This is a genomic window from Spirosoma luteum DSM 19990 (assembly GCF_000374065.1).
Lineage (GTDB): Bacteria > Bacteroidota > Bacteroidia > Cytophagales > Spirosomataceae > Spirosoma > Spirosoma luteum.
The window spans coordinates 225,767-250,321 of record NZ_KB893301.1; the positions used below are offsets into that span (position 1 = coordinate 225,767).

At 53.5% G+C, this 24,555-nt stretch carries 17 protein-coding genes; 10 read left to right on the forward strand and 7 right to left on the reverse strand.

What is annotated here, in order from left to right; all coding sequences use genetic code 11:
- Nucleotides 1-60 precede the first annotated feature (60 nt).
- Together B156_RS0125695 and B156_RS0125700 are read right to left on the reverse strand one after the other, a co-directional pair.
- The gene (locus B156_RS0125695; RefSeq protein ID WP_018622676.1) at nucleotides 61-1,212 is read right to left on the reverse strand and encodes an acyltransferase family protein; all 1,152 of its coding nucleotides are present in this window, start codon (nucleotides 1,210-1,212) and stop codon (nucleotides 61-63) included.
- A 59-nt stretch (nucleotides 1,213-1,271) separates the two neighbouring features.
- On the reverse strand, nucleotides 1,272-1,790 hold the full coding sequence (locus B156_RS0125700; RefSeq protein ID WP_018622677.1) for a DinB family protein: 519 nt from the start codon (nucleotides 1,788-1,790) through the stop codon (nucleotides 1,272-1,274).
- 262 nt (nucleotides 1,791-2,052) lie between these two features.
- Between B156_RS0125700 and B156_RS0125710 the strand changes: the two genes are divergently transcribed.
- The 4 genes from B156_RS0125710 to B156_RS29905 all read left to right on the forward strand — a co-directional run bounded on the left by B156_RS0125710 (nucleotide 2,053) and on the right by B156_RS29905 (nucleotide 11,050).
- Nucleotides 2,053-4,023 carry a sensor histidine kinase gene (locus B156_RS0125710; protein WP_018622679.1) on the forward strand — a complete coding sequence of 657 codons (1,971 nt, stop codon included), beginning with the start codon at nucleotides 2,053-2,055 and terminating at the stop codon, nucleotides 4,021-4,023.
- Between the two features lie 482 nt (nucleotides 4,024-4,505).
- Nucleotides 4,506-4,676 (forward strand): helix-turn-helix domain-containing protein, encoded by a 171-nt coding sequence (locus B156_RS31125; protein ID WP_281167538.1) that lies wholly within the window; start codon nucleotides 4,506-4,508, stop codon nucleotides 4,674-4,676.
- A gap of 141 nt (nucleotides 4,677-4,817) precedes the next feature.
- Complete coding sequence (locus B156_RS30585) at nucleotides 4,818-6,701, forward strand: FG-GAP repeat domain-containing protein (protein WP_084757882.1); 1,884 nt, start codon at nucleotides 4,818-4,820, stop codon at nucleotides 6,699-6,701.
- A gap of 524 nt (nucleotides 6,702-7,225) precedes the next feature.
- Nucleotides 7,226-11,050 (forward strand): beta strand repeat-containing protein, encoded by a 3,825-nt coding sequence (locus B156_RS29905; protein WP_425423319.1) that lies wholly within the window; start codon nucleotides 7,226-7,228, stop codon nucleotides 11,048-11,050.
- A 270-nt stretch (nucleotides 11,051-11,320) separates the two neighbouring features.
- Here the strand turns inward: B156_RS29905 and B156_RS0125740 are convergent, their stop codons facing one another.
- Nucleotides 11,321-11,797, reverse strand: a complete 477-nt coding sequence (locus B156_RS0125740; protein ID WP_018622685.1) for an RES family NAD+ phosphorylase — start codon at nucleotides 11,795-11,797, stop codon at nucleotides 11,321-11,323.
- A gap of 16 nt (nucleotides 11,798-11,813) precedes the next feature.
- A complete protein-coding gene (gene parS / locus B156_RS0125745; RefSeq protein ID WP_018622686.1) occupies nucleotides 11,814-12,224 on the reverse strand; it encodes a type II RES/Xre toxin-antitoxin system antitoxin in 411 nt (136 codons plus the stop codon).
- A gap of 531 nt (nucleotides 12,225-12,755) precedes the next feature.
- On the opposite strand from parS, the gene B156_RS0125750 reads away from it, so the two are divergent.
- The 4 genes from B156_RS0125750 (at nucleotide 12,756) to B156_RS30590 (ending at nucleotide 20,515) form a co-directional block, all read left to right on the forward strand.
- Complete coding sequence (locus tag B156_RS0125750; protein ID WP_018622687.1) at nucleotides 12,756-16,073, forward strand: sensor histidine kinase; 3,318 nt, start codon at nucleotides 12,756-12,758, stop codon at nucleotides 16,071-16,073.
- On the forward strand, nucleotides 16,064-16,864 hold the full coding sequence (locus B156_RS32310; RefSeq protein WP_018622688.1) for a response regulator transcription factor: 801 nt from the start codon (nucleotides 16,064-16,066) through the stop codon (nucleotides 16,862-16,864). Before B156_RS0125750 ends, B156_RS32310 begins: the two co-directional genes overlap by 10 nt.
- Before the next feature lie 268 nt (nucleotides 16,865-17,132).
- On the forward strand, nucleotides 17,133-17,624 hold the full coding sequence (locus B156_RS0125760; RefSeq protein WP_026261064.1) for a T9SS type A sorting domain-containing protein: 492 nt from the start codon (nucleotides 17,133-17,135) through the stop codon (nucleotides 17,622-17,624).
- A 17-nt stretch (nucleotides 17,625-17,641) separates the two neighbouring features.
- Nucleotides 17,642-20,515 (forward strand): autotransporter outer membrane beta-barrel domain-containing protein, encoded by a 2,874-nt coding sequence (locus B156_RS30590; RefSeq protein WP_018622690.1) that lies wholly within the window; start codon nucleotides 17,642-17,644, stop codon nucleotides 20,513-20,515.
- A 595-nt stretch (nucleotides 20,516-21,110) separates the two neighbouring features.
- On the opposite strand, the gene B156_RS0125775 is transcribed toward B156_RS30590, so the two are convergent.
- The 3 genes from B156_RS0125775 to B156_RS32685 form a co-directional block, all read right to left on the reverse strand.
- The gene (locus B156_RS0125775; RefSeq protein WP_157627180.1) at nucleotides 21,111-21,419 is read right to left on the reverse strand and encodes a hypothetical protein; all 309 of its coding nucleotides are present in this window, start codon (nucleotides 21,417-21,419) and stop codon (nucleotides 21,111-21,113) included.
- Nucleotides 21,420-21,593: 174 nt separating this feature from the next.
- Entirely contained in the window at nucleotides 21,594-22,916 is a 1,323-nt protein-coding gene (locus tag B156_RS30595; protein ID WP_018622693.1) for a serine/threonine protein kinase, read from the reverse strand.
- Between the two features lie 530 nt (nucleotides 22,917-23,446).
- Entirely contained in the window at nucleotides 23,447-23,812 is a 366-nt protein-coding gene (locus tag B156_RS32685) for a transposase (RefSeq protein ID WP_084757886.1), read from the reverse strand.
- A 276-nt stretch (nucleotides 23,813-24,088) separates the two neighbouring features.
- Between B156_RS32685 and B156_RS31615 the strand changes: the two genes are divergently transcribed.
- Nucleotides 24,089-24,226: a hypothetical protein gene (locus B156_RS31615; protein ID WP_018622694.1), complete on the forward strand. Its 138-nt coding sequence runs from the start codon at nucleotides 24,089-24,091 to the stop codon at nucleotides 24,224-24,226.
- Nucleotides 24,227-24,278: 52 nt separating this feature from the next.
- On the forward strand, nucleotides 24,279-24,555 hold a 277-nt coding region (locus B156_RS0125790; RefSeq protein ID WP_018622695.1), incomplete at its 3' end, for an SPW repeat domain-containing protein.

The following is a 24,555-nucleotide window of genomic DNA, read 5'->3' on the forward strand; positions in this document are numbered from 1 at the left end:
TCAACCGGTATGCCAGTCTGTTGCCGGTGCTGTTTGTTTCGCCCGATGATACTCCCGTAACTACACCCGCAGAAACGTTTTTTTGCGGTACAGAAAGTAAAGAAACAGCCACTTCACGGCCAGAAACGCCAGTACTCCGCCAAGGCCCGTTACCACATCGGACGAAGACAGGCTGAGCAGGCCGCCAAAAAAGAAGCGGGCCGCATACTCGAAGTCGATGAACGCACCTGCCAGGTAAATCAGGATGGAATTCATGCCGATGATGGTGAAGAAAAACGTCCAGCCTTTTATTCCTTTCACGTCGATAATCCAGTAAAACAGGCCCAGCAGCAGTAAACTCAGTCCGCCCGTTATCAGCACAAAAGAACTGGTCCAGAGGTTTTTATTGATGGGAAACACGAAATTCCAGAGGTAACCGAGTAGCACCAGGCCCGCCCCCGCCCCCAGCAGCCAGGCCGTTTTCCGGTTTCCGGTTTTGACTGACTTTTGCAGAAACATACCCGCAAAAATGCCGAGCAGGGCGTTGCCAATGGCGGGTATGGTCGAAAACAACCCTTCCGGGTCGTGGATGGTTTTGTACAGATGTCCCGGCACCACCATTCGGTCAATGTAGCTGGCCAGGTTGCAGGGCATTGTGAGCACACCCGCCCCACAGCCGGGTACCGGAATCAGCATCATACAGGCCCAGTAACCCAGTAAAATTCCAACAAACCAGCCGTATTGGGTGCGCGGCCGGGCGTAGAGATAAATGAGTTGGGCAAACATACCTGCCAACCCAATGCGGCCCAACACGCTCGGAAATCGCATGTCGTGGAAGGCTTTGGTAAACAGGCCGTTGTTATAAATAATACCCAGCACCACCAGAATGAGACCCCGGCTGATAATTTTCCGGGCAATCAGGGCTTTGTCATCCCCTTTTGCCAGCCGACTCCCAATGGAGAACGGCGTGGAAACGCCCGCCATAAACAGAAACAGGGGAAAGATGAGGTCGTACGCCCGGAAGCCGTTCCAGTCCGGGTGGGAGAACTGATGGGCCACGCTCTCAGCCCAGCCCCAGCCGGTAGTTTTGGCCAGTACGTGGAATAGCTCTTCACCCCCCATAATCCAGAACATATCGAAGCCCCGCAGGGTATCGAGGGAGAGAAGCCGTTTAATGGGAGCGGGCTGGGCAACGGCCGGTTCGGCCTGGGTAACGGATACAGGGTTGGGCATGAGGGATGGTTTCCGGACTGGAAACGGGTCTGATAGAGAGAAGGGTATGTTTGTTGTTTTTAAGCGAGGGCCAGCCGGATATGCGCCAGGTGATGCTGCACGTGCCAGGCCGACATGGCCAGCGCCTGCGCCTGATTGAAAAGCCGTTGCCGAACGGGATGATGGTACGTTACGGCCAGCATCGGTTCTGTCAGTGACCGGGCCAGGTACAGATAACGCCGGTTAATGCCATCCAGCATCAGCAGGGAATCGGCTACGGGTGCCTCCAGCCCGTCCGCTGTTCTGGCCCAGCCGTCCATGTTTATCAGGGTAACGTCCGTGTAATCGGGTTCGGTCAGGGCTTTCTTCATCCGCAGAAAGTGCAGCAGGTGGATATCGGCCACGTGGTGAACCAGTTGCTGTACCGTCCAGCTACCCTCCCGATACCGCTTCAGCAGGTCGGCGGGGGGAAGTGACCCGACAAGCGGCTGGTACTCACCAACGCTGCGGTCGATGGTTTGGAGCAGGCCGGTGATTTCGGCCGGGGTGTAGTGTTCCTGCGTCACAAAGGGGCCAATGGGAAATTTACGGTCGGTCATACACACGGGAAGATCGAAAATGCAAGGTACTTAATTTTCGGTCTGATTGACAAATAAACCCGTTTTTGGCCCTCCAAAGCCGTTTTTTTTGCTCGCTGGCACACCGGTAGCAGGGGATTTTTCCAGCGGAACGAAAACGCAGTTGCCGTAGGGGCCGAATGATGCGGTAAGGCCGGATAAGCCATTGATTTTTCTGGCCGAATTTTTGTGGTGTGTACTATGGGGTAGGGTTACTTTAGTAATTTGTTACCGTATTCGCCTTATGCGTATCATTTTCTGCGCCTTCCTGTTACTGTTCTGCTTTCCTGTGCTAGTTAGTAGCGGTCAGGCAATTCCGCCTGCTGTTTTGTTGCAGGATACAACCCGCTTTGTTCCCGTTGGGCGCAGGCTGTCTCTGCTGGAAGATAAAACGGCCCGGTTAACGTTCGCTCAGGTACGGCAACGCACTGATTTTTTGCCCAGCCATTCCGAAAAATTTCAGTACGGCTTTACCAGCAGTGCTTACTGGTTTCGGTTTGAGGTGACCAACCACAGTAGGGCAAACCAAAAGCACTGGCTGCTCGGCCTGCCGGATGCCCTCTCGCTTGATTACGCAGACCTGTATGTGGTTTATCCGAACGGGCAGGTAATACACCAGCAAAGTGGGCTTAAACGGCCCTACGGGAATCAGGGCTTTTTTGCCACAGCCCCGTTTTTTCGGGCTACCTTCCCCACCAACCAGCCCGTAACGGTTTTCCTTCGTATCGAAAGTAGCCTGAGTATGCACGGTAACGTAACGGTTTGGGACGAATACTACCACCTGAGCAAACAGCAGGTTGTTGTGTTCGTTATCTGGCTGTTTCTGGGGTTGGTTATCCTGCGCGTTTTGAACAGTTTTGTGCTGATCCGCTTCATTCCTGATCCGCACTTCCGGTTTTATACCCTCTGTACTTTTCTGCTCTACACGGCAACGCTGGTCCGGGCCAGAGTGTTCTCCCTTTTTCTGGTCAATTATCCTAATCTGCTGGACTGGATGCAGCATGGAATGGTACGCCTGCTACCCATGGGGCTGGCGGTCTGGATGTATAGCCTGCTGGATGGGCAGCCGTTCTTTAAGCCGCTTCGGTGGTCGCTGCTGTTGGTTATGGGCCTTAGTCTGATAGGGGTCTTTTTGCCTTTGTCCGTTCAGAATGCGTCCATTAGTGCGTTTTATGCCACCCTGACGCTGGCTACGTATGGGCTGTTTTTTATTGGTGCGGTGTTTGTCTGGACCATGGGCAGGCAACCCTCGCCGTATTTCGTGCTGCCCATGACGCTGTGTATCATCCCATTTGCCTTTTACCAGATGGCAACTCTGCGGATAATTACCTACGTCCCCCTGCTTAGCCAGTTGCCCGTGCTGGCGCTTAGTATCGAAATGGTGGTCATGTCGCTGGTGCTGGGACGGTTTGTGCAGACGCACATGAAGGAACGGATTGCCACCGCCAATGCCCTGATGCTGAAAAAAGTGGAAGTCGACAAGTTACAGGAAATGGGCGTGCTGAAAACCAACTTCTTTGCCAGTATATCCCACGAGTTACGCACGCCCCTTACCCTGATTATCAGTCCACTATCGGAGTTGAGAAAGCGATTTCCCGATGAGCCGATGCTCCCCATGATGGAACGCAACAGCAACCGGCTGCTGGGACTGATCAATCAACTGCTCGATATAAGCAAACTGGAGGCCGGCCAACCGAAAGCCCAACCCGAACCGGACGACATTGCTGCCTTTTTCCGGACCCTGGCTGGTTCATTCCAGGCGCTGGCCGATACCCGCCGGATTCACTTTTCCTTTACCCAGAACGAACCCGAATACTGGGCCCGTTTTGACCGGGATAAGGTGGAGAAGGTAGTGACCAACCTACTGGCCAACGCCTTTACGGTTACGCCCTCGGGCCACGAGGTAGGCATGGATGTTCTGCTGGCAGCCGGTTCGGTACAGGTCAGCGTATCCGATACGGGAATCGGGCTTTCCCCCGCTACGCTACCGCCTGGTTTTAACCGGTTTTATCGGGCAGACGGCAAGGTGGACCGGACTTACGAAGGAACGGGTGCCGGACTGGCCCTGGTGCGGGACCTGGTTGAGGTGTTGCAGGGAACTATGTCAGTTGGTAGTAGCGCGGGCAAAGGCACGACCTTCTGTATCCGGCTCCCTTTATCCGTAGCCCAGCCAGCCAGGAAAACAATGGCCCCGGTAGGTGTCGCGGTCACGTAGGCCAGCGCCAAACGCAAATCCGTCAGTCAGTCCGCTACACCATCCCGTGCCGGAAATCAGGCTGCTTATCAACAACGACAAGGCCGGTTTCCGGCAATAGGCGCGGATGCATCTTCAGGGAGTATGAGAAGTGGAACGGTATATCCATCGCTTTGCCGATACAAACAAGTTGCGCACTTACGTTCAGTTTAATGCAACTGTTGACTCGGTAAACTACAACTTGGCCGAGAGGACAGGTACAATTTCGGTAACCGATACGATAACCGGTCTAGAAGGCGATCAACGGTTCAGCCAGTTGGTAGTCTGGAACAGCAGAGCGCATGCCGAAGCGGCCGCAGACGTAATCGGCCCCCAACTTTTACCGGTGGTTAATGCGATAGCCAAAGGACCACTAAAACCGGTTACCTGCAAGGTACACCAGTCTCTGGTGTGACCCCTGGGGTTTCAAATTCGACGAGCAGGGTCACCCCATAAGCAAGCAGCTGGGCATGAGCCGGACTACCCTTCACAAAAAGCTGACGGCCCTGACGGGGATGTCCTTCAGTCACTACGTGCGCGCCCTGCGGTTACGGCAGGCCCAGGTGCTGTTAACCACCACGAAACTCAACGTGTCGCAGGTGGGCTACGCCGTGGGCTTCAACAATCCCACGTAGTTCAGCCGGTTGTTTTCCGAAGAATTTGGCATTTCGCCCCAAAATTATCGCCTTTTGGCCGGGGGCTGAACAATAGTGCACCTTTTCGGAACAATAGTGCACCTTTTTTAAATCAGGGAGCCGTAGTCTTGTGCTGCTGTTTTGTCGTTACTAACCCACTCTCCTGCCCCCGTTACGTTTTCCTACAATGGCACAAATGGTTCAGACGGTTCAGCCCAGACCTACACTATCCCCGCCGGTGTCTATAGCCTCTCCGTTGTAGCCGTTGGCGCAAAGGGGCGGAATGCTACCACAGGCCCTGGCGGCCAAGGGGGCCAAGTAGAAGCCCTATTGTCAGTGACCCCCGGTCAAGTGCTGACGATCACGATAGGCGGGACTCCCCAAACCCTAGCAGGCGGATACAACGGGGGGGGAAGTGGCGCAGGTTTCCCCACTGCTTTTGGCGGAGGAGGAGGAGGAGCTACGGATATTCGTCTGAATGGAAATGACCTGACCAATCGGGTCATTGTCGCTGGGGGTGGCGGGGGCGGTAACTCTGGCCAAAGTAGGGGCCAAGGTGGTGCGGGGGGTGGCCTTGAGGGTCAAGCGGGTGGTGGATCTGCGCCAGGGGGCGGTGGCACCCAATCGGCTGGTGGCGCAGGCGGACAAGGAGCGAGTAGAAATGGGCAACCGGGCTCCCTGGCCACCGGCGGAAATGCGTCTGTGGCAATAGGAAGTATTCCTGGTGGTGGTGGGTACTATGGCGGTGGTAGCGGGGGAGAGGGAGGGATTGGCTCTCCAGGTGGTGGTGGTGGGGGCAGTTCGTACACCGATCCAGCCTACGTTACCAACGTAACTCACATCCCGGATTCGTATTTTGTGCAGTCAGGTAATGGCCAGGTCGTCATTGTGCCCATTCTTCCTAGCACTCTGACGGCCTTATCGCCCCTGCGCAATGCCAACACGGCAGCCCGGGCCACGAACGTCACCGTTACCCTGAGCCAACCCCCCACCAGCGCCAGTGCCCTGACGGTCTATAGCCAGCAGGCCGGGGGCAAGAAAGCCGGAACTGCTACGGTGAGCGGTAATTCACTTACGTTTAATCCCAACACGGACTTCAAGCCCGGCGAGGTGGTCTTTGCCACCGCCACCACGGCCAGCGGCCTGGCCAAGGCCCAGGTCTACCAGTTTACCACGGCCGCTGCTCCGGCCCCAGGCACGTTCAGCGGTGGTTCCAACGTAGGAGTGGGCAGTTTTCCTCAAAGTGTGGCTGTGGGGGATGTGGATGGAGATGGCGACTTGGACTTCTTAACCGCTAATGCTAACAGTGACAATGTGAGTGTGCGCCCTAATAACGGGGATGGCACCTTCGGTGTGGGCTCCGAGGTCGCCGTGGGCAGTAATCCTCATAGTGTGGCGTTGGGGGATGTGGATGGGGATGGGGATCTGGACATCCTAACGGCAAATGCTCGCTCTAATGGTGGTATTAGTGTGCGCTTGAATGACGGCAGTGGCAGCTTCAGTGGCATCACCAACGTACCCGTGGGGCTCGTCCCTTATGATGTAGTGGCAGCCGATGTGGATGGCGATGGGGACCTCGACTTGTTAACAGCTAATTTTGCCGGTAAAAATGTTAGTGTGCGGCTCAATGATGGCACGGGCAGTTTCAGCAACGCTCCCGATGTAGCTGTGGGAAATAATCCTACTGAGGTTGTAGCGGCCGATGTGGACGGCGATGGCGACTTAGACATTTTTACGGCAAATTTACGCAGTCCTGGTGTAAGTGTTCGGATTAATGACGGCACGGGCATCTTCAGTGGCGGCTCCGAGGTCGCTGTGGGTAATAACCCTAATAGCGTAGCCGCAGCAGATGTAGATGGGGATGGCGATCTGGACCTCTTAGCCTCTAATCAAGCCAATAACAATGTGAGTGTGCGCTTGAATGACGGCAATGGCAACTTCAGTGGCACCACCAACGTAGCCGTGGGAGGTGAACCTTTTAGTGTAGCGGCGGCCGATGTAGACGGCGATGGCTGGACATCTTAACCGCAAATGCTAGCAGTAATTCTGTGAGTGTGCGGCTGAATCAGCTCCCACCCCCTACCATCACCGGCTTTGCCGCTGTCGACAACACCATCTGCGTGGGTAGCCCCATCAGCTTTACCGCTACAGTGAGCAACGTGACGGGCGCCTACGCCTTCACTCTCTCCAACGGCAGTAGTCCCCTGAGTGGTACGGCCACGGGCACAGCCTTCAGCCAGAGCCTGGTAGCCAGCGGCAATGGCCCCCAGAACTTTACCCTAACGGTGGGTGACAACGGTTTCCAGGCCATGGCCATCACCTCTGTAACGGTCAACGCCCTGCCCACGGCGGGCCTGACCAACAACGGTCCGTTGACCTGTGCCCAGACCTCCGTCACCCTGACGGCCTCAGGGGGCAGTTCCTACAGCTTCAGCGCGGGGGCTACCCAGATCGGCACCAGCAACCAGGCTACGGTCAGTATGGCGGGCAGCTACTCGGTGACGGTGGGCGACGCCAACGGCTGCGTGAGCACCACCAGCACAACGGTGATGAGCAACACGGCGGTGGTAACGGTGAATAACCCCGCCACCAGCACGGCTACTATCAATACCCCCTTCAGCCAGAGCTTCACGGCCAGTGGCGGGGTGGCTCCCTATACCTACAGTCTGGCCAGCGGCAGTCTGCCCCCGGGTCTGAGCCTGAGCACGACGGGCGTGCTCAGCGGCACGCCCACCCAGGGTGGTAGCTTCACGCTGGTGGTGCGGGGGCAGGATGCCAACGGCTGCGCTGACCTGGGTCCCACCTACGTACTAACCGTGAATGCCACGCCTACCATCACCGGCTTTGCCGCCGTGGATAACACGGTGTGCGTGGGCAGCCCCATCAGTTTCACCGCTACGGTGGGCAACGTGACGGGGGCCTACGCCTTCACCCTCTCCAACGGCAGCAGCCCCCTGAGTGGCACGGCCAGTGGCTCGGCTTTCAGTCAGAGCCTGGTAGCCAGCGGCAGCGGCACCCAGAGCTTCACCCTGACGGTGGGCGACAACGGCTTTCTGGCCAGTGCCACCACCCCCGTGACGGTCAACGCCCTGCCTATAGCGGGCCTGACCAACAACGGTCCCCTGACCTGTAGCCAGACGTCGGTCACCCTGACGGCCTCGGGGGGCAGTTCCTACACCTTCACCAGTCCTGGTGGAGTGGTGCTGGCCGGCAGCGGCAACACCCGGGTGGTGAGCAGTCCGGGTAGTTACTCGGTGAGCGTGAGCGATGGAAACGGCTGTTCGGCCAGTGCCACTACCTCCGTGACGGCTAATCAAACCTTGCCTACGGCAAGCCTGACTAACAACGGCCCCATCACCTGTTCGATGAGCAGCGTGACCCTAACCGCTTCGGGGGGCACCAGCTACCGCTTCAGCAGCGGAGCTACCCAGATTGGTACTTCCAATCAGGCTACGGTGAATACGGCAGGGCCCTATTCGGTCACGGTGACGGGGGCCAACGGCTGTTCGGCTACGGCCCAGACCACCGTCACGGGCGACCAGACCGCCCCCACAGCCGGGCTGACTAACAATGGTCCCTTGAGTTGCAACACCACCAGTGTGACCTTAACCGCATCGGGCGGGGGCAGCTACCGCTTCAGTGCGGGCGCCACCCAGATTGGCACCTCCAATCAGGCGACGGCCAGCACTTCGGGCACCTACTCGGTGACCGTCACCTCGGCCAACGGCTGTTCATCCGTGGCTACCACCACCGTGACGGGGGACCAAACCGCCCCCACGGCTAGTCTGACCAACGACGGTCCGATCTCCTGTTCGAAGACCAGTGTGACCTTGACGGCCAGTGGTGGGGGCAGCTACCGCTTCAGTGCGGGGGCTACCCAGATTGGCAGTGGTAACACGGCCAGTGTCAGCACTTCGGGCACCTACTCGGTAACGGTGACAGGGGCTAATGGCTGTTCAGCCGTAGCCACCACCACTGTCACGGGGGACCAAAGCGTGCCCACGGCAGGCTTGAACAACGACGGCCCGCTTTCCTGTTCGAAGACCAATGTGACGCTGACGGCCAGTGGCGGAGGCACCTACCGCTTCAGTGCGGGGGCCACTCAGATCAACGGCGGTAACACGGCCAGTGTCAGTACCTCGGGCACCTACTCAGTGACGGTCACCTCGGCCAATGGCTGTTCAGCCGTAGCCACTACGACCGTGACGGGTGATCAGAGCGTGCCTACGGCAGGATTGAGCAACGACGGTCCGCTCTCCTGTTCGAAGACCAGTGTAACCTTGACGGCCAGTGGCGGGGGCAGCTACCGCTTCAGTGCGGGGGCTACTCAGATTGGCAGTGGCAACACGGCCAGTGTCAACACGGCGGGCACCTATTCGGTGACGGTCACCTCGGCCAACGGCTGTTCAGCGGTGGCTACCACCACCGTGACGGGGGACCAGAGCGTGCCTACGGTTAGCATCTCGGCTAACCCCAGCCTCACTATTACCCAGGGAGAAACCACCACCCTGACGGCTAACGCCAGTGGCGGCACTCCGCCCTTTGGCTACGGCTGGTCAACCGGGGCTTCTTCCAGCACCATTACAGCCAGTACCGATGGGCCTTACTCGGTCACGGTGACGGGGGCCAACGGCTGCTCGGCTACGGCCAGTGTGACGGTGAGTGTTATCCAGCCCAGCGGTCCTTTTGCCATCACGGCAGTGACCACCCTGAGCTGTGAGACAATCTCAGCCGACCAGCGCCGGGTTAGCTTCAGTCCCCGCTACGCCCGTCTGGACGGCAGTCCGGTGAGCTTCTCGGTGGTCAACGAGATGCTGCCCACCACGAGTCCGGGTCCCTACACGCTGCGTCTGTACACCGATAACCCGGTCATCACCCTGAGTGCTACCCAGAACGGAGCCACCACCCTGTTTGCCTACAACTGGCTGTCGGCCTGTAGCTCCTCGACGGGCAACACCCCGCCCACGGTGGCGAGTCCGGTTAGTCCCCAGTCGGCCACGGTGGGTATCGGGTACACGCTGTCGCTGGCGGGTGTGTTTACCGATGCCGAGACACCCAACAGCCTGGTGCTGTCGGTAGCGGGTCTGCCAGCGGGGCTCAACTTCGTGGCACCCTCCACTATTTCGGGCACACCCTCCACGAGTGGGGTGAGCACGGTGACGGTCACAGCCACCGATCCGGGCAGCATGAGTGCCAGCACCAGCTTTACCCTGACGGTGAATCCGGCGGCCGGTACGCCCCCTCCGCCCACGGGCACCTTCAGCATCACCAGCGTGCAGACCATCAGTTGTGAGGTGCTCTCGGCCGGTCAGCGCCGGCTGACCTTCACTCCACAGTACGCGGGCCTGAACGGGGCACCGGTGAGCTTCTCGGTGGTCAATGAAATGACACCCACCACCAATCCGGGNCCNTACCGTCTGNACCTGTACACNGANAANCCGGTNNTNACCCTGNNNGCNGTGCAGAGCGGNATAGCCAGCAGNTTTGCCTACAACTGGCTGTCGGCCTGCAGCTCCTCGACGGGGAACACCCCGCCCACGGTGGCGAGTCCGGTTNGNCCNCANTCGGCNACGGTNGGTGTGGNNTACACNCTCTCGCTGGCGGGTGTGTTCACCGATGCCGAGACGCCGAATCAGTTGACCCTCTCGGTAAGTAATCTGCCCGCGGGGCTGAACTTCGTGGCCCCTTCGACCATCTCGGGTACGCCAAGTATGTCGGGGGTCTCGACGGTGACGGTAACGGCGACTGATCCGGGGAGCATGAGTGCCAGCACCAGCTTTACCCTCACGGTCAGTCCCGCGGGTGGTACTCCTCCGCCAACGGCTACATTCAGCATCACGGGGGTAACGACCGTGAGTTGTCAGGTGCTGTCAGCGGGCCAGCGCAGACTAACCTTCAATCCCCGGTACGCGGGTCTGGATGGTAGTCCGGTGAGTTTCTCGGTGGTCAATGAGCTGTTGCCGACGACCAATCCGGGTCCCTACACGCTGGACCTGTACACCGACAATCCGGTCATCAACTTACGGGCGGTGCAGAGCGGGGTAAGCACCAGTTTCAGCTATGGCTGGCTGGCGGCCTGCAACCCAGGTGCGAGGCTGGGCGCGGGTTCAGAAGTGCCGCTGACGGTCACCGTATTGGGTAACCCGGTAGTGGGCAAAACGGTGTCCGTGGAGGTGCGGGGTGCCGAGGGTCAATCGCTGCGCCTGCAACTGAGCGACGAGCGGGGCCACCGGGTGAGCGATCAGGTCGTAGAGCGTGCCGGTTTGGTGGAGCGTCAGGTGCTGTCGCTGGGCCATCAATCAGGGGGGATACTGCTGTTACGGGTTAGTACACCCAGCCAGTATCAAACCATAAAGTTGGTTAAAGTGGACTAGTTGCCGTAAGCGGTCTTATTTTCTAACCATCATTGCCCAAAAAGCCGTGCTCCCAAAAGGACACGGCTTTTTGCTTTGTCTTTTTGGGATATCATTCGGGCGCTTTCTTGAAGGATTTTGATCGCTGAATACGACAAGTTCAGTTAATGATGAGAAGAGCCCTTTTTGTGAACGATCACAAATGAACTAATTTGTTCAAATGGTCCAATATAAGTTACATGTCAAAGTTCACTTTTATTGGACTACGCACAGGTTTATTTATTGAATGATTTAGGGATTGTCCTGCTGCCATAGTCGACGTTCGATGGGAAAAGGCGCTTGATGGAGAACCCGGATTTGGCCAAAAGCTAAATGAGCCGGATGAAACAAATAATTGTAGGACATCGGCACCACCACGGAAGGAACAGCCGCCACCAGCGTGCTGGGCTCATTCAGCCAATCTCCTAAAATCCATTGGGTTCGCTCATAGCTTTCCTCATTCCAGTAAGCAGGCAAATCGGCCAGCGACCAAGTTGTTAACGAGTTATCGGGCACCTCCAGGGTAAACAGATAAAGCTGGGGCAACTTATCGTACTTGACCCGAGGTTGGTGCACTAACGATTCGACTAAGGCCAGAGCAGGGGAGGAGGTAGTATACAGTAGGGGGTATCCCTTTGGATTCCAGCGGCCACCAAACAGCCGTGCCCCTTCTGTAGCCAATGGTTCATGGGTGTATTTGGCTTTGACGGTTCGGTAAACGGTTAACATCAAAATAGCGGGATAACTAGCCGACAATGCCGTGTTCGATGCGCCCCAGCACATCATCCACCAGGCCAAACCCAGTTGTGGTATCTAGTAGAGACAAGGGGGATTGGGTATTGAGTTCACGAATGGGTGAACGAAGCCATTCGGCCAATGTTTGCGCATCCTCATCGAAGACATCCAACCCATGTTGTAACAGATTGGTTAGTAACAGCAGCCGCTCAGAAGCGTCTCTGGCCAGTTTATCGTCGGCTTTGAGCCGGTGAAGGTTCCGTATCGACATGTTCAGAATGCGGGCCAATTCAATATCGGTCAATGCGGCTAGCTGGGCTACCTGATCCGCTTCAGTCCGCAGCATTCCCTGCCGGGATTTATCGATGACGGTGTAGGGGGTGTAAACAGCCGTCTGTGGAGGAAGTGTTGCGTATGCCATAGTAAGCAGTGCCTTTTTTCATTACTACAACTGCAATATGCCAAGAGTCGTTCATTTTTGCAACCCACAGTTGCTTTTGCAGTATAAGCCAGTACCTTTTTCGAAAGCTATTGGACGCTTTCTTGAAGGATTTTGGCTGAAGCTCAGTCTTAACGCAAGTGGTTCACTAGTAGAACATTACCCAGTTCATTAAATAGCAGTAGCCTGCCTTTTATTGAACGAAAATGATCGGTTAAAGTAGGGCTGTAAAGCGTACCGAAATAAACTGGTTCTTGTGTTTAAGAAATACTGCACAAAGCACACACCAATAGCCGTAGGAAGTGATTTTAAGCCATTTTCCAAGTACAGGATACTGACCCTACCGTGCTGACAAATCACTTGGTTCTACCAGTACAAGGGTTCAGTCAAAATCAAAACGACTGATTCAGCATCGAGGTATATCCTGTGGATTACAGTGGATAGGCAGTAAAAAGAGCACCCTTATTTGATTTAGTAGTTCATTGTCTTATTCAAGCAACATTACTCCTCAACTTGAAAGCGGCAACTCTACTCCTGGCACTATTGCTGTGCCTCAGTTCGCTGGTCAGGGCGCAGCAGTTTGCCGCTTCCGTGCAACACTATGGCCCGGAGAACGGTTTATCGCACCGGGAAGTGAACGCCATTTTTCAGGATCGGCAGGGTTTCATGTGGTTTGGCACGAAATTCGGCCTTAACCGATTTGATGGCCTGAAATTCACCTCCTATACGAAAGAGCGGAACGGACTTGACTTTGATGATATACAATCCATTGCGCAGGACGCCAATGGCTATCTTTGGCTCATGGGGCCCTACGGTCAATCAAGGATTACGCTGTTCAACCCTCTGACCGGCATAGCAACTCCGTTTGAAGAGAAGTTTCGCAACCATCTGCCTTTTAGCTCGTTAGATACCCCACAACGGCTGCTCAGCAGTATCAATGGTACGATCTTCTTTTCCAGCTACCAACCGGCAGTTCTGGCTTCCTACCACCCATCAGCTGGATTGCGCTACGTTCCGTTACCCCAGTACAAACGGCTGGCCGTCTTTCAGGTTACCGCTCATAATACGGTTTGGGCCATTGCTGACGGTAATCACCTGGTTGAACTAACCACAGATGGGCGGGTTCTGCACCAGTTTTTCCACCCTCAGGCATCGGTCACCATCTGTTTCGGACAGCGGAATGCCGGTACTGAGTTCTTCTATTTTGTATCGGGACCAAAAGAAGGTTCATCCAGTTCTTTTTATAGTGTAGATGAGTTTGGCAACAGGCACGAGCGCCCATCGTCGTTACTGAAATCCATTCCCCGGTATATTTTCCCGGTTTGTTACGCCGTTGACCGTAGTGGATTACTCTGGGATGGTACCAGTCTGTGGGATTCAACTAAAGGAAAAGTCCTGGATATTGCTGGTCAGACGTCGGGCGAGGCCATTGAGAACCGGAGTTTTTATTGTGACAGGAACGGCTGGATGTGGCTGGGTACCAGCTTCGGTGTTTATCAGGTGAAAGTGGTCGAAAACCATTTCCACCGGTTGTTTTACACTGAAGATAACACGGGAAAAAACGTGGCCGCCATTCGGGGCATTACTGTCCTGGGTGATACAGTTTATGCTAACCTGGAGAAATTTGGCCTCTTTACATCAAGCCAGTCGGGAGAGTCGCGTAAAGGCCTGTATGAGCTGGCCACCTATGCCTCAATGGCTGGTTTAACCGCTACCCGGCAGGGCAACCTTTATGTTGGTTTTAGAGACCAGTTACTTCGTTATGACCCCCGAACCGGTATGTACACAACGGCCAGGGTGCCTAATAACGCATCGGTCTGGGCATTTTACCGGTTTAACGATGAACGTCTTTTAGCCGGTGGTCGTATGGGACTTTGGTTCATTGATGCTAAAAACGGACAGATAGTCCCCTTCTTCCAGTACAACCAGTTTCCCGAACTGGCTCAAACGCACGTGCTACATATTGCTCCCGACCGGGAAGGCACCCTCTGGATCTGCGCGGCTACGGGTTTGTACACGGTTGATCCGGTTAAGGGGATTACGGCTCGTTACTGGAGTGGTGGTAAGGGTCCTTTCTACCTGCCAGCCGACAGTTACCAGCACTTTTACCAGGATGCTCAGGGCATATTCTGGCTGGCTACGGCCAACTCCGGGCTGATCCGGTGGGACCGGCGGCAGAACACCTATCGCCCCTTCAAACGAACCGAAGGCTTATCCAACGATAACATTTATGCCGTGTACCCCGACTGGCGAGGCCATCTCTGGCTGAGCAGTGACTACGGCATCATGCAGTTTGATCCCGTTCATTTTACCACCCATACTTATTTTGTTCAGGATGGTATAACGCATAATGAATTTAACCGCATTGCTCATTTCCAAGACAAAAAAGGGCAGATTTATTTCGGTGGCCTCAATGGTATCACCCTATTTAACCCACGGGATTTTCAAACCGATCCCCCGCCGGTTGCCCTTCCTTTACGCATTGTTTCATTTCGTCAGTTTGATAATTCACTCAATAAGCTGGTCGACAAAACGGGTGAACTGTTGCAAAGCAATGAAATTTTCGTACGGCCCGGTGACCGGACGGGTGTTCTTGATTTTGCGCTGCTGAATTACGCCAATGCAGAAAAGAGTGTATATGCCTACCGGTTCAAGGGCCTGGACAAGGAGTGGACGTATCAGACCGAACCATCATTGCGCCTGAGTAACCTGCCTTACGGCGACTATCCGTTGCAGATAAGAGGGCAAGCCGCCGACGGCAGGTGGTCATCGTCGAGCCTGTCTATTCAGGTACACGTACTTCACCCTTTTTATCTGCGCCGTTGGTTTCTGTTCATGACGGTACTGCTGCTGGCGTTCTGTATGTGGGGTTGGGTGAGATGGCGTATCTGGCAGCACAGGACTGAGCAACAGCGGCTGGAAACCGAGATCAAGCACGCAACTGCCCACATTGAGCACGATAAAGAAATAATTGAACAACAGGCCTTAGCCCTCCAGCAGTTCAACGATACTAGGTCGCGCTTTTTTGCTAATATCTCCCACGAGTTTCGTACTCCCCTCACCGTCATTCTGGGCATGGCTACCGAGCTGAAACGCGGCAATACGGGTAATGAGGAACGCCATTTACAACAGCCAGTCGATCTGATCGAGCGTAATGGAAGCAATCTGCTGCGGCTAATCAACCTAATTCTTGACCTGTCTAAAATTGAAGCAGGCGAGATGCCCCTCCACCTCGTTCGTTCTGACATGGTCAGTTACGTTCGCTGCATGGCAGAGTCTTTCCATTCAATGGCGGGCACGAAGGCCATTCAGCTTCAATTTATTGCTGATGAGGTAACCTGCGAAACAGATTTCGATAAGGATAAACTCCAGGATATTATTTCCAACCTTCTGACGAACGCTGTCAAATTCACCCCCGCTGGTGGCCAGATATACCTTCAGCTAACTGCCCGCGACGACTGGACACCACTGGGCAGGCAAGGATATTACGAAGAAGTGTCGCCGACAAAACATTGGGATAAGCCCTGGATTAGTATCAGGGTACGTGACACGGGTCTGGGCATCGAACCAGACCAGTTGCCTCGCATCTTTGATCGTTTTTTTCAGGTAACTACTTCCCCTTCTTCAGAAGGCAGGGGAACCGGCATTGGGCTATCGCTGGTGAAGGAACTAGTCATGCTGATGAATGGGGGGCTGGCGGTTCGGAGTGTACCCGGTATGGGTTCTGAGTTCATCGTTAGTTTACCCCGAATCCAGCAGCCCCCCTGGCCAACCTGGGGACAACCCGGCATACCCTGCATACACTGGTTAGCCCGGATAGGATGGCCATAACAGAACCGACTACCGGGTTAGCAGGCGACAAGCCCGTTCTCCTGCTGGTAGAGGACAATGATGATATGGCTACCTACATAAAAGCCTGTGTCCAGGACGACTATCAGGTCCTTTGGGCAGAAAACGGTCAGACAGGTATTGAACTGGCCTTAGAAAAAGTACCGGATCTCATTCTGAGTGACGTACTAATGCCCAAAAAAGACGGATTTCAACTATGTGAAACGTTGAAGAATGACCAGCGAACCAGCCATATTCCCATTGTTTTACTAACTGCCATGGCCTCGGTGAGCGATAAAATCAGCGGATTACAGCATGGGGCCGATGGCTACCTGGCGAAGCCGTTCCAGCGGGAGGAGCTGACGGTGGTACTGGCTAATCTGCTCCAGTCGCGTCGGCTGCTGCAACTACATTATAGTCGGTTGGCTTTAGGTAATCAGGCTGATAATGCGTTGGATGAATCACTGGAAGCCCAGTTTCTTCACAAGCTGCGGTCGGCCATTGAGGGGCAACTGGATAACCCCCATCTCTCTATTGGGGACGTTTGCCAGTTGATAGGTATGGGACGTACCTCACTTTATTTGAAGATGGCCGCCCTAACCGGTATGTCCATCAATAAGTATGTTCGCTCACTTCGATTAAGCAGGGCCAGAGAACTGCTTTTGGCCTCCACACTAAATATTTCAGAGGTAGCCTATGCCGTCGGCTTTGAGGACCCTAAGTACTTCAGTCGGGTATTCTCGAAGGAGTTTGGCATTACACCCGGTAATTTTCGCCTGTTGAACAGGGGCTGAACAATAGCCCACTGATTCCGGATAGGTCTCCACCGCTCTCCCGGCCTCCCCATGTTGGGTCTACAGACTGCGTATGTTTAAGTTTTACTTTAAGCGCGTTCGGTATTCCGATGACCAAATTTCGCCTTTTTTCCGGGGTCCATACAATAATCCTCCTTTTCTGTACAATAATCCACCTCTCGGGCTGAGAATAGCGGTACCCTTGCCCTATGTATGGATGGCCACCTGTTGGGGCATCAAAGCCGTACATAATCAACCAATCTTCCTCATGAAAAAACATGTAATTCCGCTTCTGCTGGGCTTAGCCTTACCCGGCATTGGGCTGTGCCAGCAGTTGACCCCTTCTGTGGTTGCCAACGCCGGAGGCTATGACAAAAACCAGCAACTCTCCCTGGAGTGGACACTGGGCGAAGCCTTTGTCGAAACCGTTACCACAACGGGCCGCATCTACACCCAGGGATTCCACCAACCCCAGCTACGCGTTGAAGAAATGCCTGAGGTGGCTTCCCCCTACCGGGTCCGTATTGCACCTAATCCGGTGGTCGCCATCCTGAACGTAGTCATCGAGTCTGAAGAGAACACCAAATTGTTACTCAACCTGACAGATATGACCGGCCACACCTACTACAGCAAGTCGACCGATGTGCAGCCAGACCCCATCCAGGTCGATATGAAAGCCCTGCCTTCAGGGGTCTATATTCTACAGGTGGCAACCCCACAGGGGCAACCCGTCAAAACAGTCAAAGTAGTCAAACAATAACCTTTACGACTAACTCCATGAAAAAGATATATTCGCTTTTGTTGTTAAATATGCTTGTCTGCTCACTGGCTTTTGGCCAGATGGTGCCCAGAGGCATGAAGTATCAGGCCGTAGCCCGCGATTTAACCGGTGCCGTGATGGCCAATCAGGAAATCGCCCTGAAGATTAACCTGACCAGCCCCCAGGCTAAAGGCGGGCAGGTGCACTACAGCGAAACCCACACGGTGACTACCAACCAGTTTGGCTTGTTTACCCTCACCGTTGGGGAAGGCAAAGTGGGTAGTGGAGGGTTCTCCGCCATTCCCTGGAGCAGTGAAGATATCTGGATGGAAGTAGCCATCGGTGATAAAGGCAAGAGCAGCTTTGCTACCCTGAGTAGCAGTAAGCTGCTGGCCGTGCCCTACGCCATCCATGCAGCCACGGCCTCTGAGCTGGTGGGCAGTAAGTTCAATCCCATGGCCAGAGCAGCGGCAGGCGATCCTGGCGTACCGTCTCAAACCTGGAGTCTGTTTGGTAACTCTAAATCTGAAGAAACCAAAGACAAACTGGGGACAACCGATTACATGGGTCTGATTTTCGTCACCAACAACATTGAGCGGCTCAAAATCACCCGGGATGGCGACATCAACATTGCCAACACGCTGAATGTGGGCAAAGATGTCAATATAGGCAGGGACCTGACTGTAGACCGAAACGTCTACCTGAATAAGGGTTCTACGGGTGAAACCATCAACTATGGTCCGTTCACGGTACAACGGCTTAGTCCAACCTACCTGACGGGTACACTGAAAGTAGACGGTATCACGACCGTTACCAATCCGACTGAATCAACGGGCAAAACAACTGGTGCGCTGGTTGTGGAAGGCGGGACAGGCATCGGTAAAAACCTGAATGTTGGCGGAAATACCGACCTCGACGGCACCCTGAACGTAGACGGTGTAGCAACAGTCAGCAATACCACTGAGTCGACTGCTAAGAACAACGGGGCTCTGGTTGTCAAGGGTGGCGTGGGCATCGAGAAAAATATTAACGTGGGCGGTAACGGTGATGTAGATGGCACGCTGAATGTGGATGGTATTACTACCATCAGCAATACCACCGAGTCGACGGCTAAGAACAACGGGGCTCTGGTGGTTGTGGGGGGAGTTGGTATTGGCAAAAACATCAATATTGGAGGTAACGCTGATATCGATGGCACCTTAAATACGGATGGAGCTACTACACTTAAAAATACCTTAGTTGTAGATGGAGCTACCACGCTAAACAACACGTTGAATGTAGTTGGTAACACGACTATACAGGGACTAACCAATATCACCAACACTACGCAGTCGACGCTGTCTACGAATGGGGCTTTTATTGTGGCCGGTGGCGTTGGGATTGGCAAGAACCTGAACGTAGGAGGTAGCGAAGTCATCAATGGCGACCTGAACGTCAAGACAAATACCGACCTGGACGGTACCCTGAATGTAGACGGTGCTTCTACGCTCAACAATCCACTGACCCTCAATAGCACGGCTGCCCTGAATGGGCAGGTAACGATTACGGCGAATGTGGGGAACGCTGAAGATAATTACGATAGCTACCCACTCAGAGTAACGGGCAACGAACAGGGTATCATTGTAAAGCTAACCAGTTCAAAACCACAGCGTGGGAATAATTACTTAACCTTCATGAATGGAGGGGGTACAGCAACGGGCCGTATCGAAGGGTTTGAGGGCATTGCCGATGGCGTCCGGAGTGCCGTAAATGACCTGGTCGGCGAAGGCAGTGATGATGCGTCGCAGGACCGCAATCAGGATGTGCCGGCCAACATACCCACCGGGGCCGCCAACTACTTTAATACAAACTACGGGTTCGGCGCTTTTCAGTTAACGTTAAGTCTGATTGACAACATCATTCGCCTGACAACGAACGCCATTGCGTGTGCTGTGGGTATCGGCATTGCTGGCGACTGTGACGACATCTTCTGGAGTTCGGTCGATGTAATAGTCGGTGGTATCCAATTAGGTGGCTACATTGGCTACAACGAACAGACCTCAGCGGCCGGCGTTGCCTACGAATCAGGTGGGGCTGACTACGCGGAGTGGCTGCAACGCGCTAATTCCAAAGAAATGCTTACCTACGGCGATGTTGTCGGCGTGAAGGGAGGGGTTATTTCCAGGAGTTTCGTTGAAGCGGAAAAATTCATGGTCATCTCGAATAAGCCCGCTGTCATTGGCGGTATGCCCGAAGCGGGCAAGGAGAAGCAATACGCCAAAGTAGCCTTTATGGGTCAGGTACCGGTAAAGGTAGTTGGCCGGGCGTGTAAGGGCGACTACATCCTGCCTTCGGGCAGTGCCGACGGTATGGCGATCGCCATTGCACCCGGCGACATGAAAGCCAGAGATTACGGGCGTATCATCGGCATTGCCTGGTCAGAGGCTGATCCTAAAAAAGTGTTCAATTACATCAACACGGCGGTGGGTATCAACTCAAACGACATGGCTGGCATGATCGAGCAAATGCAGGGCCTGTTAAATAACATGCAGGTAGCCCTCCAGAAAGCCGTTCCGGAGTATAAGCCCATGTTCTACGCCGTAGACCAGAACCAGAAACCCACACTGGCAGCGGTTGACTACACTAAGGCCCCATCGCTTCAGGAAACCGTGGTGAAAAATGTAGGCGGGCGTGCTCAATATGCATCATTGAAGGATGCCATGCAGGGGGCTAAATCATATGCAGCTACTCAGGGCGTTAACCTGAGCCAATATCCGTTGATGAACGAGTTTTTCAACAACCCAACGCCAGAAATGGCGCAAAAAGTGCAGGATCACTACATGAAAGCATTGGCCAGAGCTCAGAACCTACTGGCCAGAATGGAGCAGAGTAAACCAGCCGGGAATAAGTAAGCAGTAGAAAGTTTTTAGGCCACTTACTAACCATAAAAAGCCCCGCCTGTTAACTCAATTGGGGCTTTTTATGGTTGACTTACATCGGGAACCCGGACTTAACACTGCTAAGCAGTCAACTCCTTCATCAATAGCTGGTCAACGATGTATTTATCTTGAAAAAGGATAATAACTAGCTGAGGTGCATCGGTCTTCAAGCCGATTTAGTAGTGGTTTTGTCAGCATGGTAGGGTCAGTATCCTGTACTTGGAAAATGGCTTAAAATCACTTTCTACGGCTATTGGTGTGTGCTTTGTGTAGTATTTCTTAAACACAGGAACCAGTTTATTTCGGTACGCTTTACAGCCCTACTCCAACCGATCATTTTCGTTCAATAAAAGGCGGGCTACTGCTATTTAATGACCTGGGTCACGTTCTACTAGTGACCCACTTGCGTTAAGACTGAGCTTCAGCCAAAATCCTTCAAGAAAGCGTCCGATTCAAACTGAAGTGGCGCTGACGATTGTTTAAGATCTGTCAAATACTATCAGTAGCATACGCAACTAAAAATCGGCCTCTTGCCTTATATAAACCGGGCGTTTACCATACATGGGTACTAGGGTATAGACAGCGCATTCTCGCGGTCACCCCGGCACAAACCATGGACATCAGTAGTCCAGTTATCACTGGGCGAATACCGATAGTCATAGATGATTCGACCTCTTTCCGTGTTGATGGACACATATTCGTCCTGCTGAAGCCAATCCGAATAAAGTACCCCTCCTTTTTGGTTGTCTGCATTCTCTTCGTACACCCTCACCATAACACGTGTTCGACCCTTTATGTACCCTCGCTCAAGGTCAATAGTCGTTTTTGTTATCCAGGATGAGAGTAATGCAACCGTAGCGATAGCTAATAAACGCATTACTGGTATTGACATCTTTTTAAACCGGACCATTCGCAATTTTTTTTAGTGAAACGTTGATCTGTGAGCCACTCCATCCTTATTCATCAACACATTCGTATCAAACCTTAAGGTAATAAGTCTCGTCAGGTTTACCTATTACCAAGTATACGTATTTATCGCCCGAACAAGAAATTAGTGCACACTGTCTGGGGATACAACAACGGTTGAATCAGTCAAAACCTGGCTACTCGCAGCTGAATCCAGAGGGGACTTCGGTTCGCCTGTTGGTTTAATACTATCCGGGCTTACTGTATCATCCACCTCCTGCTGTTTATTAATAACCGGATTTGCCTCTCCTCTGTTACCCAGGCGCAGCTCCCCTTCTGATTTAACACTGGTTTTTTTAGGCACTGATACTTCCTGGATAATTGAATTCTTGTCGATGGCTGGTTTGGCGGGCGAATGATGTACTTTTCGAAAATAGGCCCCGGTAACCAGCACCGAGGCTGCTACCACAATAAGTTCAAGCCACCACCTTCGAATGCCCCTGACTACGGGCCTGGCCTGGCTAGCCATAAGGACATCAGCCTCCCCTTGCCCATTTACCTCTGCTGTAACCTCCTTGGCTACATTCCTGCTCATTGGCAGTTTTGTGGTTGCCCAAACGGTGTTGAGTTGTTCTACCTGACTTAGTTCAAGCTGTAGCTCAAGCTGGGCAACATTTTGAAGCCGATCCCGTGGGTCACGAACTAGCAAAGCCCTGAGTAAAGTCACCAGACTAGGGGGTAAAGGATCTCCGGATGCCGTAGAAAACACGGGCATCGGAGCGGTTAGAACCTGCTCCATAAACCGCTCCGGTTCGGTTTCCTTTTGCAGTACAAAAGGAACTTGGCCCGTGAGACATTCGTAAAGCACCGCACCCAAGGCATAATAATCAGCCGCTTCACTCACCTCCTGACCGTTAATGAACTGTTCGGGCGCACCATACTTATAGGTCGGCGACAAGGGGGCAACCAGGGAATTATTCGGGCAGAAATCTATCCTCCCAATGTCCGTTAGTAGGGCGTGTAGCTCACCACTATCCAAGTGACGGTACAAGATCGTCTTGGGATTAATTGAACGGTGTATAATATGCTGGGAATGAAGAGCCCGAAAGGCACCGGTCAACTGTAAGCCCAGCCTAATGGTCGTTGGTACATCTAAAAAACCGTTTTCCCTCAGAAGGCTTCGTAAATCATCTCCTTCCACAAAGTTCGTGATTCTATAGCAGCTGTCTGCGTCAAACTTCACTTCCCGTAAACGAACTATATTAGGATGGTCAATTTGAGTAATGATCAGCGCTTGCTGCTCAAGCCTTAGACGCATGTTGGCATCAACCCTGCAATCGCATTGTTTAATGATTACCAGATCGCCCGAAGGCTGGTGTTTTGCTTTAACAACCCATTGTTCACCCTGGTCTAACTCGGCGATAAGCTCATAATCAGGAAAATGCGTATCGAAATAATCGGTTAGCATGGTGCATTAGGATTTGGTTTCATAGAACGGCAATGCTACCGGGCTCTTACCGGGTAATCGGGGCGCTGGAAATGAATTCACTAATTCACCTGATGGCTGACTAATATCCCGACCGCCAATGCGTTGAGCCAATCTGCTTAACACATGTACAATGAAATAAGGAAATTGTTCTACAAATTGGTAGGCTCAAGTTAGATTCCAGGTTGGCATGTTGATTCCAGGTGTATAATATACTGATAATCAACTCATTAATCCAATTCCTTTTAATTCATAACTTGTTGATTATCCGTTTTTTTAGCTTCAACTTGAAACTCCAATTTGGCTAAATATAATTCATTTAAACGTCCGTGACTGTTGCATAACCCTTTTAGGAATAAATAGGCTGTTGAAGTAACCCGTCTCATAAAGGCAAAAAAAGAACCTCTGGGTGCAGAGCCAACCCCTGAGTAACTACCCTAGGCCAGCGCTTAGCCAATAGCCACTTCTTAAGATTGTAGGCCGTTGCTGTCATCACCATGCGTTTGTGCGCACTATCTTTCCCTTTGCCTAGAGATCGGCGCATCCCAAAATAGTTTAGTAAGCTCCCGACCGCGACGGCGGACCGTAACTGGTTCAACTACCGCACTACGTCGCAGTTTCCCTTTCTCACTCGTCAAGCGAGCCTCCATCCGCTCATATTCCCGATAATACATCGTCACACTGAGTGATTTACGATCCCGGTTACCACAACAACTCTCCTTAATGGGACAGTTTTGACAGGCACTGAAGTTGGCAATGTAATGGTAGTTACCATACCCACCTGCCATCGTAATACCATGATTGCGCAAAATGGCCCCGTGCTGTGCAGGTTGGCGACTTAGAACGGATGGGCTTACTTTGACCATTAACGAAGGCATACTGCTTGATAATTCGCTGAGCAAGGCTATCAGGTCGTGGTGCCTGACATGCGCGGCTACAACAGCAGCGGTGCCCCACAGGAGGCACCGCCTGTCGACCGGATACGCTGGTGGCCGACGTGATGGCGCTGGCTGATTACTTCGGGACCGATCGCTTCCACCTGGCACGATTGAAGCGGTATTGACGCCTTAGGCGTATAAAGCGAATGAGGAACTGGGTACACCCATTTTTACGATGGAAACAAGGCGGTCCCGTTCCCTAATTCCCCCTAAAATTTGGCGAACGATTCAGGACGAACGAGGAATTATCAACAGGATGTTGAACTGGCCCCCAATGTGTTGCTGGCCTTCAACGATTCGGGTTATATGACCGGTAACCCGGTACAGGTAACGGGTGGTTCACCAACCAGTTAAGCAGTATGAAACGTACGTAAACAAATCTCAACCCATTAACTAATAGAGCATTATGAAATCAATTCCAACCAACGTTCACGGCCTGCTGGATTACACGACCGGAGCGCTATTCATAGCCTCACCCTGGCTGCTGGGTTTTGCCGACGATAAGGCGGCTCGCTCGGTGGCCATCGGCACGGGTGCTGCCGTATTGGGCTTATCGGCCTTTACGGATTACGAAGCCGGCTTGTCGAAACAAATTCCGATGGCTACTCACCTCAGAGCCGATACGCTGAGTGGTGTGCTGGTAGCTGCTTCGCCCTGGTTGCTGGGCTTTGCCAAACGCATCA